Annotated in this window: 9 protein-coding genes and 1 tRNA gene; 4 read left to right on the top strand and 6 right to left on the bottom strand. The window is 66.1% G+C overall.

The window, feature by feature from the left end; translation table 11 throughout:
* Window positions 1-12: 12 nt before the first annotated feature.
* A complete protein-coding gene (locus tag HH212_RS24200; protein WP_170204807.1) occupies window positions 13-1,623 on the bottom strand; it encodes a response regulator in 1,611 nt (536 codons plus the stop codon).
* Between the two features lie 266 nt (window positions 1,624-1,889).
* Between HH212_RS24200 and HH212_RS24195 the strand changes: the two genes are divergently transcribed.
* Both HH212_RS24195 and HH212_RS24190 read left to right on the top strand, forming a co-directional pair.
* Complete coding sequence (locus HH212_RS24195; protein WP_170204806.1) at window positions 1,890-2,330, top strand: hypothetical protein; 441 nt, start codon at window positions 1,890-1,892, stop codon at window positions 2,328-2,330.
* Window positions 2,331-2,395: 65 nt separating this feature from the next.
* Window positions 2,396-3,007, top strand: a complete 612-nt coding sequence (locus HH212_RS24190) for a GNAT family N-acetyltransferase (RefSeq protein WP_170204805.1) — start codon at window positions 2,396-2,398, stop codon at window positions 3,005-3,007.
* A 100-nt stretch (window positions 3,008-3,107) separates the two neighbouring features.
* Here HH212_RS24190 and HH212_RS24185 read toward each other — a convergent pair whose 3' ends face one another.
* The 3 genes from HH212_RS24185 to HH212_RS24175 form a co-directional block, all read right to left on the bottom strand.
* Entirely contained in the window at window positions 3,108-4,127 is a 1,020-nt protein-coding gene (locus HH212_RS24185) for a GGDEF domain-containing response regulator (RefSeq protein WP_170204804.1), read from the bottom strand.
* A gap of 153 nt (window positions 4,128-4,280) precedes the next feature.
* Complete coding sequence (locus HH212_RS24180; protein ID WP_229217444.1) at window positions 4,281-7,319, bottom strand: hybrid sensor histidine kinase/response regulator; 3,039 nt, start codon at window positions 7,317-7,319, stop codon at window positions 4,281-4,283.
* 245 nt (window positions 7,320-7,564) lie between these two features.
* Window positions 7,565-8,404: a response regulator gene (locus HH212_RS24175; RefSeq protein WP_170204803.1), complete on the bottom strand. Its 840-nt coding sequence runs from the start codon at window positions 8,402-8,404 to the stop codon at window positions 7,565-7,567.
* Window positions 8,405-8,935: 531 nt separating this feature from the next.
* Here HH212_RS24175 and HH212_RS24170 point away from each other — a divergent pair.
* Window positions 8,936-9,565, top strand: a complete 630-nt coding sequence (locus HH212_RS24170; RefSeq protein WP_170204802.1) for a TOL_0243 family YfiR-like periplasmic protein — start codon at window positions 8,936-8,938, stop codon at window positions 9,563-9,565.
* A gap of 2 nt (window positions 9,566-9,567) precedes the next feature.
* Complete coding sequence (locus HH212_RS24165; RefSeq protein WP_170204801.1) at window positions 9,568-11,457, top strand: sensor histidine kinase, YfiR-like protein-associated; 1,890 nt, start codon at window positions 9,568-9,570, stop codon at window positions 11,455-11,457.
* A gap of 190 nt (window positions 11,458-11,647) precedes the next feature.
* On the opposite strand, the gene HH212_RS24160 is transcribed toward HH212_RS24165, so the two are convergent.
* Both HH212_RS24160 and HH212_RS24155 read right to left on the bottom strand, forming a co-directional pair.
* Window positions 11,648-12,184 carry an FxDxF family PEP-CTERM protein gene (locus HH212_RS24160; RefSeq protein WP_255487022.1) on the bottom strand — a complete coding sequence of 179 codons (537 nt, stop codon included), beginning with the start codon at window positions 12,182-12,184 and terminating at the stop codon, window positions 11,648-11,650.
* A 472-nt stretch (window positions 12,185-12,656) separates the two neighbouring features.
* Window positions 12,657-12,733, bottom strand: a tRNA-Arg gene (locus tag HH212_RS24155).
* Window positions 12,734-12,750: the final 17 nt, after the last annotated feature.

Raw genomic sequence — 12,750 nt, 5'->3', positions numbered from 1 at the left:
TCCCGCCGGCCCTCACCCGGCGGCGGCCGTGTCGCCGAGCTGCGCCAACAGGGCCGCCAAATCGACCGGCTTGACCAGGTGGCGGTCGAAGCCCGCCTCCAGCACGCGGCGCTGGTCTTCCGCCAGGCCGTAGCCGGTCAGCGCGATCAGGCGGATGCCGCGCGTGGCCGCTTCCCTGCGCAGGCGGCGCGCCACTTCGTAGCCGTCGATGCCGGGCAACCCGATGTCCACCAGCGCCACGTCGGGCAGGCTGGCCTGGGCCAGTTCCACGCCCTGCAAACCATCCGCCGATTGCAGCACCGTATAGCCGTAGGACGAGAGCATGATCGCCATCATCTCGCGGCCATCCTCGTTGTCTTCGATCAGCAGCACGGTCGGCTTGCCGCCCGCAGGCTGCGCTGGCGCCGGCGCGGCCGCCTGCACGGCCGCCTGGGCACGCGGCAGGCGGATCTCGAAGGTGCTGCCGCCGTTCGGCCCGGGACTGCGCGCGCTGACCGAGCCGCCGTGCAGCTCGACCAGGCGCCGCACCAGCGACAGGCCGATGCCGAGGCCGCCCTGCGAGCGGTCGATCGAGATCGATCCCTGCACGAACACGTCGAACACCTGCGGCAGCAGGTCGGCGGCGATGCCGACGCCGGAATCGCGCACCGTCAGCACCACGTCGGCGCCGTCGCAGCCAACCGCGATGTCGATACTGCCGCCGGCCGGCGTGTACTTCAGGGCGTTGTCGATCAGGTTGCTGGCGATCTGTTCCAGGCGGGTGGCGTCGCCGTCCACCCAGGCGGCGTCCAGCGTGGCGTGCAGGTCGTAGCGGCCGGTGCGGCCGGTGGCGCGGAAGGTATCCAGGCAGCTGCCGACCAGGGCCGCCATGTCCAGCTGCTTACGGGACAGCAAAATCTTGCCCGACATGGCGCGCGACAGGTCGAGCAGGTCGTCGACGATGCGCGACAGGTGCTGGGTCTGGCGCTGGATGATCAGGCGCGCGCGCGCCGCCGATTCGGCGCCGGCGCCGGCCATGCCGAGCAGGGCGGAAGCGCTGCTGATCGCCGACAGCGGATTGCGCAGTTCGTGGCCCAGCATCGCCAGGAACTCGTCCTTGGCGCTGTTCTTGCGCTCGGCCGCGTGGCGTTCCTCGATCTCGCACAGCAGGCGCGCGTTGGTGGCGCTCAGGTCGGCCGCGTGCTGCGACAGCGCATCGGCCTGGCGCCGCAGTTCCTCGTTCTTCATCGCCAGCGTCACGAACACCTGCACCTTGGCGCGCAGGATCTGCGGGATCACCGGGGTGAACATGAAGTCGGCGGCGCCGCGCTGGTAGGCCTTCAGTCGGTCGATCTCGTCGGCCAGGAAGGCGGTGACGAAGATGATCGGGATGTCGGCCGAGCGCGGCCGCTGGTGGATCGCCTCGGCGGTTTCGAAACCGTCCATGCCCGGCATGTTGACGTCCAACAGGATCACCGCGAAATCATGGCGCAGCACCTGGCGCAACGCATCCTGGCCGGAGCGCGCCGACAGCACTTCGTAATTGCATTCGTCGGCCCATTGCTCGAGCAGGCTGGTCAGGGCCAGCAGGCTGGCGGCATCGTCGTTGACGACGAGGATCTTCGGTTTGTCGAATTGAGACACGGCGTTCAAACTGGCCCGGATGTGGTTGCGTCAGGTCGGCAGAATAGCAGAGGATGCTGTTCCGCAAAGAGATTTCACAGAAAAAGTTGCACCTAGTCATGATAGCACGGTGTGTTTCCGATAAATGCGTCCACGAGGCAATCGTACGTAGACAAAATTGAAACATTGTTCGGTGCCGCACATACTGGCGTCACGCCGTGTGCAATAGTGGGTCCGTGTCTGATTCAACCGTCATTGGGGACAGGCGCCAACTTGAAAGGACAGACATGAATATTCAAATCATCGTAAACGATACGCACCACGACAAATGCTTCCGTGAACTCATCAGCGAACCGGTCACGGCGCTGCGCGGCGTCAGCCAGCAGCAGGCGGACGCCTTGCGCGATGTCTTCGGCATCAATACCATCGCCGACCTGGCCGAACTGAAGGTCGTCAAATGGGCGCGCGCCATCCGCACCATGGCCAGCGCGGAAGTCGAACCGCCGGAAGCAGTTGCCAAGGAATCCCTGCTGGACGACGCCGTCGAAATGACCTTCCCGGCCAGCGACCCGGTGTCGGTGCAGTCCAGCATCACCCGCATCGAAGTGGCGCCGGACAAGGTCGACGCCAGCCTCGACCACCAGCACGCATCGGCGATCGAAGCGCGCAACGAGGAAGCCATCGGCGTCCCGGCAGTGGGTACCGGAAACAAGGCCGGCACAGCCTGACGATTGTGCAGGGAAGACCAGGGGCGCGGCCGGAAACGGCCGCGCCTTTTTCATTGGCACTGCCCATGCGCGCCGCACGCGTGGTGATAATCTGCGTAGATTTCCCTACATTGATTGTGTTTATTTGTGGCAACACAATTTGTTACATTTTGTCGAAGAGTGTTACGCATCGATCCTGGCAATTCATCAATCGGCTGATTATTCTTTTCAGATGTCGATTACTTTCTGCCATCATGTTGACCATCCTCGATTTCCAGCCTTTGACCAGCCCATTGGGCAACAAGATCCTGCGCAATTTCCGCCGTGATGCAGGGTGGGATGGAGATGGCGCAGCGTCGTCCAGCGACGGGGCTTTCGGTGGCCGGGCGCAATGGGTGACGGCGAACCTGAAGAGCAAGGTCATCGGCATCGCCCGCCTGGAACTGGCGGCGCCGCAGTTCTGCTACGTCTCCGACCTGATCGTCCTGCGCGCCTACCGCGGACGCGGCGTGGGCGCCTGGCTGATGGACCATATCGAACAACATTGCCGCGCGTTGACCATACCGCGCGTGATCCTGCAGCCCTTGGACGACAACAAGCGGTTCTACGAAAAGCGCCAGTTCGTCGCCGACCCGCTGGCGGCCGGCTTCCTGAAGAAGGAGATCGGGCCGGCCAGGCGCATGGCGTTGCCGTTCTGAGCGCGCCTGCGCGAGAGGCTTGAGATGCCTGCAGAATGCAAAATGCCCGCGCAGTGCGCGGGCATTTTTCATGAACGGGCCGTTCGGGCCCGGTACGTGGTCAGCGGTGCTGGGCCAGCTCTGCCGAGAGCGGCGCCGCCGGCGCCGGCGTCGGCAGGGCGGGCTTGACGGCCTGGGCCGCCTGGCGCGCGGCGCTGCCGTTGGCGCAGAAGCGGTTCTTGCCCGAGCGCTTGGCTTCGTACAGCGCATAGTCGGCGATGCTGATCAGGTCGGCCACGTTCTCGGCATCGTCCGGATACAGGCTGATGCCGATACTGGTCGACAACTGCAGCGTCAGGTCGTTGATGAAGAACGGCGCCGATACCGCCTCGACCAGCTTGGCGGCCGGGCCCTGGGCGTCGGCCAGCGTGTGCACGTCGCCCAGCACCACCATGAATTCGTCGCCGCCGAGGCGCGAGACGGTGTCTTCCTTGCGCGAATTGGCCAGCAGGCGCTGCGAGACGATCTTCAGCACCTCGTCGCCGTAGGCGTGGCCGTAGGTATCGTTGATCGCCTTGAAACCGTCCAGGTCGAGGTACATGACCGCAGCCTTGTGGTGGTTGCGGCTGGCATGCTGCAGTGCGGTTTCGATGCGGTCTTCCAGCAGGCGCCGGTTGGGCAGGCCGGTGAGGGCGTCGTGCAATGCCAGTTCCTGCTGGGCGCGGCTGTATTGCGCCAGTTCCTTGTACAGCAGGCGCACTTCCAGCATGTTGTGGATGCGCTTGTGCACCTCCAGCAGGTCGAACGGCTTGCTGATGAAATCGCGGGCGCCGGCTTCCAGCGCGGCGATCTTGAAGCTCGGCTGGGCGGTCAGGGCCAGCACCGGCAGATAGCCGCCCTGTTCGATTTCCTTCAGGCCCTTCATGACCTGAAAACCGTTCAGCCCCGGCATCTGCAGGTCGAGCAGGATCAGGTCGTAGTTGTGCTCCCGGTGCATGGGGCAGACTTGTTCCGGCAGCATCGTGGAGCTGACGTCGGTATAGCCTTCCTCGCGCAATATCTCTTCCATCAATTCGATATTGTCCGGGGAATCGTCCACCACCAGGATCTTGGCGTTCAGAATGTCTTGTCGGCTTGGCATGCGTACTCTCGTGAAATCAAGGCTGGCATCGTTCAATATTGAAACTTTTGCCAGCTTTCGCGCAACATTACATAGTCTAACAAAACATAAAGAATTTCTTGTAGGACAGCGCCGCGTGTTTTGGTAGGAAGATACAAGGCGCCGCTTCCCGGTCTACAGCATATCACCCTGGCTGGCGGCCGGGGGCGGCGAACGGTTCACCAGCGGCGTGGCCGGACCGCGCATCGACGCCACCGTGGCGATCAGTTCGCTCGGCTCGACCGGCTTCGAGATATGCGCCGAAAAACCCGCTTCCAGCACGCGCAGCCGGTCTTCCGAGCGGGCGAAGGCGGTGAGGGCGATCGCCGGCACGTAGCCGCCGTGCTCGCGCCCCAGCTTGCGCACCCGGTCGAGCAGTTCGAAGCCGTCGACTTCCGGCATGCCGAGGTCGCTGATCAAGAGATTCGGCGGCGCTTCCCGGAACAGCGCCAGCGCCTCGCGCGCGCTGGCGGCGATGCGCACGGTGGCGCCGCAATCGCTCAGGATGCGCTTGATCAGTTCGCGGTTGTCGCGGTCGTCGTCGACCACCAGCGCGTCCAGGCTGGCGAGGTCGCGCGCCGCGCTTTCCGGCGGCGTCGGCGTGCCCGGCGCCTGCACCATGGCGGCGCTGCGCGCCGAGCGCGCCGGCGCCAGCGGCAATTGCTTGGCCAGCGGCAGCTCGATGATGAAGCTGGCGCCTTGCCCTTCGCCCGCGCTGTCGGCGCGCACCGTGCCGCCATGTTGCTCGATCAATTGCTTGACGATCGCCAGGCCCAGTCCGAGGCCGCCGTGGCGCCGCGTCATCGAGGCGTCGGCCTGGCGGAAGCGCTCGAACACGTGGGTGATGAATTCCGGCTTGATGCCGACGCCGTTGTCGCGCACGGTGATCAGCACGCTGGTATCGTTGCGCCCCAGTTCGACCTCGACGCGGCCGTCGCGCGGGGTGAACTTGATGGCGTTCGACAGCAGGTTCCACACCACCTGCTGCAGGCGCGCCGGATCGCCGGCCACCATGCCGGCGTCGGGCGCGTAGCGCTTCTCGATGCGGATGTTCTTAGCGTCGGCGCCCGGGCGCACGGTCTCGATGGCGGCGTCGAGGAAGCCGCCGGGGGCCACCGTCTGCATCTCGAGCAGCGCCTTGCCGGACGTGATGCGGCTCATGTCGAGCAAGTCCTCGATCAGCTGGGCCTGGGCGCGCGCGTTGCGCTCGATGGTCTGCAAGCCCTTCTGCAGATCGTTCTGGTCGCGGCTGCCGCGCCGCAGCACCTGCGACCAGCCCAGGATCGCCGACAGCGGCGTGCGCAGTTCGTGCGATAGGGTGGCCAGGAACTCGTCCTTCATCTGGCTGGTGCGCTCGGCTTCGGCGCGCGCCAGGCGCTCGCTTTCCAGCAAGACCTTGCGTTCCTCGGCGGCGCGCTGGGCTTCCTCGTACAGGCGGGTATTGTCGATCGCCACCGCCGCCTGGGCGGCGATGCCGCGCACGATGCGCTCGGTGCGCTCGGTGAAGATGCGCGGTTCCGGGTGGCCGAAGAACATCGTGCCCAGCACTTCGCCGGAGTGCGCCACCACCGGCACCGCCAGGTAGCTGCGCAGCGGCGGGTGGCCGATCGGCAGGCCGAACGGATTGGTGCCGTGGAAGCGCGCATCCTGGGTGATGTCGTCCGAGCGCAGCACCTCGTGCGCGTCGGCGCCGGAGGCGCCCGGCATGCCGGGGCCGAACAGGCCGTTGGCGCCAGCCGCGCCGAACGCCTCGAACTCGGCCGGGCTGGCGCCGGATACCGTATACAACGAAAACAATTTGCCGGCGCCATCGGCGCCGCGGCCGTGGTACAGGAAGGCGCCGTGGCGCGCGCCGGCGATGCCGGTAGCGGCGTCGGCCGCGGTCTGCAGCAGCGAATGCAGGTCGCGCGTGGAGGCGAGGGCGCTGCCGGTGCTGTTGAGCAGCTCCAGCACGTTCGACTCGTCGCGCAGCGCCTGCTCCGCGCGCTTGACCTGGTCGACGTCGGTATTCGTGCCGAACCAGCGCAGCACGTGGCCGTGGCGGTCGCGTACCGGATTGCCGCGCGTCAGGAACCAGCGGTAGTTGCCGTCGGCGCCGCGCAACGGAAACTCCATCTCGAACGGACTGCCGTCGCGGATGCTGTCGTTCCAGTGCTCCAGCACCAGCGGCAGCGAACTCGGTTCGCAGGCGCTTTGCCAGCCCCAGCCGACCACCTGGTCGGGCGTGGTGCCGGTGTAGTCGAACCAGCGTTCGTTGAACCAGACCATGGCGCCGTCGGCCTGCGCCATCCAGGCCAGCTGCGGAATGGTGTTGGCCAGCGCGCGCAGCACTTCCTCGCTCTGGCGCAGGGTGTCCTCGGCGCCGCGGCGCGCACTGATGTCCTGCACCACGCCGGTCATGCCGAGCATGCCCGAGCGCTGCGCCTGGTCGGCGTAGTCGGCGCGGCCGACCATGGCCACCCAGCGCTGCTCGGGACCGTCGCCCAGCAGGCGGCATTCGAGGTCCAGGTCGCTGTGGCCGGCGAAGGCCTGCATGACGGCGCGGCGCACGTTTTCGCGGTCGGCCGGGTCGATGCGGGCGCGCAGTTCGCTCCATTCGAGCGCCTGTTCGGGCGCCAGGCCGAAGATCTCGGCGGCGCGCTCGCCCAGCGATACGCGGTCGCTGCCGGCGTCCCAGCGCCAGTCGCCCAGGCGGCCGGCGGCCAGCGCCACCTGCAGGCGGTTATTGCCCTGCAGCAGGGCCTGCTGGTCGGTCTTGCGCCGGGTGATGTCCTGCAGGTACAGCGTCAGGCCGTCGGGCGACGGATGGGCGCGCACCTCGAACCAGCGGCTCAGCGTCGCATAAAAGAATTCGTGCACGCCGGTCTCGCGCCTGGCCATCGCGTGCAGGAACATGCGCTCCAGCTGGGTGCCGTGCAGTTCGCCGAAGGCTTCCCACAGGTTGCTTCCCACCAGGTCGGTGCGGGTGCGCTGCAGCGGTGCCAGCATTTCCAGGCCGCGCTCGTTGATATAGGAGATGCGCCAGTCGTGATCGACGGCGCAAAAGCCGTCGTTCAGGCTTTCGAGCATGTTTTCCATGCGCTCGTGGGCGCGCCGCAGCGCTTCGCGTGCAGCCTGCAACTCCCGCTCGGCGGCCGAGGTCGTGTCAGGCGCGCCTTTGTGTTCCTCGGTCACGTCGCCTCCACCGTCGGACGTGGCGTGGCCGTCGCGCGTGCACATGCGGCGGACGCGGCGGGCGGCCGGAAAGGTGACACATTGCCGCAAGAAGCAATGTTGCGGATGGAATTAATCTGGCTCATCGTTGTTGGAATACGGCGCGCCGCATGCAGCCGCGGGCAACGCTGCCCGCTGTACGTGGTGCGCCATGCACCGATTCTAGCCCAGCCAAGGCGGTTTGATGCACACCGTTGGCGCATCGCTCAAGCGTGTCCCGGACGCTGGCCGGATACCTTGTCCAGTGCCTGCTGCAACTGATCGAGCTCGTACGGCTTCTGCAGCGACAGGTAGGGGAATTCGACGTGGCGCAGCAGGGTGTCGCCGTAGCCGGACGCGAAGATCACCTGCATGGCGGGCGCATCGGCGACGGCGCGCCGCGCCAGGTCGACGCCGGACATGCCCGGCAGGCTGACGTCGGTGAACAGCACGTCGTAGGCCCCGGCCGCCAGGCGCGCCAGCGCATCGTTCGGATGGCCCACGCCGTCGGCGTCGTGGCCGAAGGCGCGCAGCATTTCGCATACCAGGTACTGGGAGTCGAGATTGTCCTCGACCACCAGGATGCGCAGCGGCCCGGCCGCGGCCGGCTCCAGCATGGCGCCCATGGTGTCGGCCACGGACAGGGCGCACAGCACGCCTTCGACGTTGCCTTCGGCCCCGCGCACCGGCGTCAGGAACACGTCGTAGGCCAGCGCCGCGCCGTCGTGGGCGCCGGCGAAGCCGAGGCTGCGTGCCGGCGCCAGCGCCGCCTCGCCGTTCCAGGCGCTGCGCAGCTCGTCGCCGGCGGCCGCCAGCGGCGGCGGCATCACCGGCGGCACACTGCCGCCCGGCACCTTGCCGTATCCCGGCCCGGCCAGCGCCGCGTAGGCGTCGTTGAACAGGACCGTCATGTCGCGGCCCCACACCAGCAGCATCGGCAGCGGCGTGTTGAACAACAGGTCGGCGCTCAAGCGCAGCGAATGCGGCCAGCCGGCCGGATCGCCGAGGCGCGAAGCGGACCAGTCGAACGAGCGGGAAGAGCGGGCGGATTTACCGGAAGGGAGCATGGCAAACTAGAAATATTATTATCGAAACGAAAAGAGCCAGCATCGTACACCAAAACGGTCCGCGCAGAGGCACGACTGTGTGTGCGAGCGAACTGACGGCAGAGCGGCTGCGGTTGCATGATTGCAACGAGTGAAGTTTGTATTTTGCGGCACAGCATGCAAGACGGCGTCGATCACAATCTGCAGAAAAAGACGCCGATGGCATGCAGGAGCAGACGCCAGGGGCAAAAAAAAGCCCGCTACGGGAGCGGGCTGAATCTATCCTTGGAGGAGAATAGAGGAGACAGGAACGATAATGCTGCATCGCAAAAAATAAAGCCAATTTAGATTTTCAATGGCTGTCATTGCTTTTATCAATAATGTGGTCGGCCGGCCTGTCGTCAACAGTATGCTTGGTGCACTAAAGAAAATGTTCTACGATAGCAAAATGTGTAACCCAGTCTTGCTGTCGGCGACCTCCGGCCCTGCATCCGCGCGTCCCGGCGGCGTCCCCATGGCGGCCGATGCCGCCCTGCGCCGGTGAGCCGCCCCATGCCGCGTCCATCGACTTCCATTCCGGCCCTGGCCATGCGCCGCCGCCTCGTGCGCTGGGGCGTGGCCACCGTCAAGGTGTGGGCGGTAGCCTGCGTCTGCGCCGGCGCTGCGCTGGCGGCGACGCCGCGCGCGCAGGCGTATCCGCCGGGGACGGGCGCGGCGGGCGAGCGGCGCGTCAAGGCCGCCTTCGTGGTCAAGTTCCTGACCTATGCCGATTTTCCGGCGGGTGCCTTCGCCGACGCCGCCAGCCCGGTGACGATCGGCGTGGTCGGCGCCGACGAGATGGCGCTGGAACTGGCGCATGCGGTGGCGGGGCGCAGCGTCAACAGCCGTACCATCGTGGTGCGCCCGCTGCACGAGAGCGAGGTGCATGCGCCGCTGCACCTGCTGTTCATCGGCGGGCAGGACCCGGTACGCGTGGCGCGCATCATGCGCCAGGCCAGCACCGGCACGCTGCTGGTGACCGAATACGAGCAAGGCTTGCCGCAGGGTAGTGTGATCAATTTCCGCATCGTCGACGGACGCGTCCGTTTCGATGTCTCGCTCGATGCGGCGGAACGTAACGGCATCAAACTCAGTTCGCGCCTGCTGGCGGTGGCGAGCCGGGTGCAGAAAGGAACGCAGTAACGATGAGCGTGCACGACAGCGGTACCGTCCGCGGCAAACTGATTCTCATGGCGGTGTCCACCACCATCGTCGCACTGCTGTCGGCGGCGCTGGTGATGCTGCTGTTCGACCTGCGCGCCTTCCAGCGCTACTGGATCGACGACCTCGTGGCCCAGGGCGACATCATGGCGCGCGTGAACGTGCCGGCGCTGGCCTTCAACGACGACAAGACCGCACGCCAGAACCTGGCGGTGCTGCAGGTGCGGCCGCAGATCCTGGCGGCCGCCATCTACAACGGCGCCGGCAAGCGCTTCGCCAGCTATGCGGCGGCGCGCGACGAGCAGTTCCCCCGCCAGCCGCAGCATGCTGGCTGGCAAATCGACGGCGGCGAGATCGTGGTCGCGCGCGACATCGTCGAGAACGGCGAGCGGGTCGGCTCGGTCTGGCTGCGGGCGCGCTACGGCCTGATGGACCGCCTGCTCGGCTACGCGGCGATGCTGGGCGCGGTGATGCTGGGCGCGCTGCTGATCGCCGGCCTGGTGGCCTCGCGCCTGCAAGCCGCCATCACACGCCCGCTGGAGGCGATGACGGAGGTGGCGCGCCAGGTGATGCAGCAGCGCGACTTCACGCTGCGCGTGCCGGGCAAGGAGCGCGGCGAGATCGGCGTGCTGGTGGAAGCCTTCAACGACATGCTGGCCGAGATCGGGCGCCGTTCGCACGCGCTGCAGGAATCCAACGCCACCCTGGAGCGCGAGATGCAGGTGCGCCAGCGCGCCGAGCAGGCGCTGATCGCGGGCGACCGCCGCAAGGACGAATTCCTGGCCACCCTGGCGCACGAACTGCGCAATCCGCTGGCGCCGATCCGCACCGGCCTCGACATCCTGCGCCTGCGCAGCGGCGACGCCCAGGCCACCCAGCGCGCCACCGACATCATGGAGCGCCAGCTGCGCCAGATGGTGCGCCTGGTGGACGACCTGCTCGACGTCTCGCGCATCAATACCGGCAAGTTCGCCATCAAGACCGGCCGCGTGGAATTGAAGGCGGTGGTCAACGACGCCCTGGAAGTGGTGCGCCCGACCGTCGACCTGCACGGGCACGAGCTGGTGATCGACCTGCCGGACCGCCCGGTGTTCCTGCACGGCGACGCCACGCGCCTGGCGCAGATCCTGTCGAACCTGCTCAACAATGCCGCCAAGTACACCAACCGCGGCGGCCGCGTCAGCCTGAAGGCGACGGTGGAAGAACGCACGCTGGTGCTGGTGGTGGCCGACACCGGCATCGGCATCGCCGCCGACATGCTCGACAGCGTGTTCGCCATGTTCGTGCAGGTCGACTCCACGCTGGAACGCTCGAACGCCGGCCTGGGCGTCGGCCTGTCGCTGGCGCGCAAGCTGGTCGAGCTGCATGGCGGCGCCATCGAGGCGCACAGCGCCGGCCTCGGCCACGGCAGCCAGTTCGTGGCGCGCCTGCCGATCGTGGTCGAGCCGGAATTGCCGGCCAAGCCGACCCCGGCCGCCTTCATCAGCGCCGAGACCTACCGCATCCTGCTGGCCGACGACAACGTCGACTTCGTCAACAGCATCGGCGCGCTGCTGACGGCGATGGGGCACAGCGTGGTCATCACCCATACCGGGCCGGACGCGCTGGCCGCCGCCAAGCGCTTCTGCCCGGACTATGCCTTTCTCGACATCGGCTTGCCGCAGATGTCGGGCTACGACCTGGCGCGCGGCATCCGCGACTTGCCGAGCGGGGCGATGACGACCATGATCGCGGTGACCGGCTGGGGCCAGGAAAAGGACCGCCAGCTGGCGTTCGAGGCGGGTTTCGACCACCACATGGTGAAGCCGGTGCGCTTCGAGCAGATCGAGGAAATCCTCGGCAACCGCAGTCTCATCAAAAAGCTACGTACCTGAAGGCGCGTCGAAAAACCTACTGCGCGTTGCAATGGCGTTCTGCGATGCTCACTGTACTATTCGTACAGCTGCGCTTCTCGAACACCATTGCTGCCGCTCGCTACGGTTTTTCGAGGCGCCGTGACGCAGTCAATATGCAAATATAAAGAAGCGGAGGCGCAGGCGTCTCCGCTGTCATTTACGGCAAGGTTTACGCCTGCAAGGCGTTCCTGCGGCGCCGCGCCAGCCAGCCCAGCACGCCCAGCCCGCCCAGCATCAGGCCATAGGCCTCGGGTTCCGGCACCGGGGCCAGCGCCACCACGCCGCCGATGCTGGTGGCCTGGTCGGACACCACGTTGCCCGTCACCTGCAGGTAGTAGTCGCCCGCCGTCAGGCCGTTGCCGGCGACCGTCCATACGTCGACCAGCCCGGATTGCAGCGAGGTGCCGGACGACACCGGTGTCCTGCCGGTAGCGCTGTAGACCGAAAAGCCGGTGATGTCCAGGCCGGTGTCCTGGGTGCGGCTGATCGAGGACACCACGGCGTCCAGGTTCCAGGTGGCGGCGGTCGGTACCGTGAAGGTGAAGCGGTCGGTGAAGGTGGCGCCGCTGTTGCCGGCCGCGAAGGTGTCGCCGAAGAAGGCACTGCCGTCGGTCAGGTCGAGGGCCTGGGTGGGCGTACCGACGGTCTGGGCCATGACGGCCGGGGACCCGAGCGATGCAGCAGCGACTACAACAGCAGCAATCATGGATTTGGTCATATCTCGCCTCGCAAAGAAACAGCCGCGTCGTGCAGCCTGGTTTTCGAGAATCGGGGATCTTCATGCTAGCAAAGCGCCCGTAAAACGCACGAAAATTCAGCGGTACGCAGGCTTCCTCGAAGAAATGTACCAGTTATCATAAATGCATGTCGTCATGCCGGGAAGGGCGCTCTTCAGAGCGGGAGCGAGGATCGGGGTGGCCATGGCGAACGGTCGGCATGACGCTTGCATTACATTCGTAGGCACAGTCCTACATGGAGAGGAGGATTGCTCCTTGGCTCAGTTTGTTTCCAATGGAAATTGGTTGTTAAGCCGTGTGCAATGGCGTGATGGATATTGGAAAAATAGAGATGCTGCATCGGACCAGACCGATGCCGGCCGCCTCTTCAAGCGCGGGAGAGGGAAGGACAAAGAAAAATGGCCCAGAAATCGCTTTCTGAGCCATTGATCTTGAAGAAGTTGGTGCGGCTGGCAGGAATCGAACCCACGACCCCTTGGTTCGTAGCCAAGTACTCTATCCAGCTGAGCTACAGCCGCCCGATGCAGGCATTATA

It is taken from the genome of Massilia forsythiae (assembly GCF_012849555.1).
Lineage (GTDB): Bacteria > Pseudomonadota > Gammaproteobacteria > Burkholderiales > Burkholderiaceae_D > Telluria > Telluria forsythiae.
Note: the sequence above shows the minus strand (reverse complement) of the source record. Positions and strands in the feature narration are given on the sequence as shown.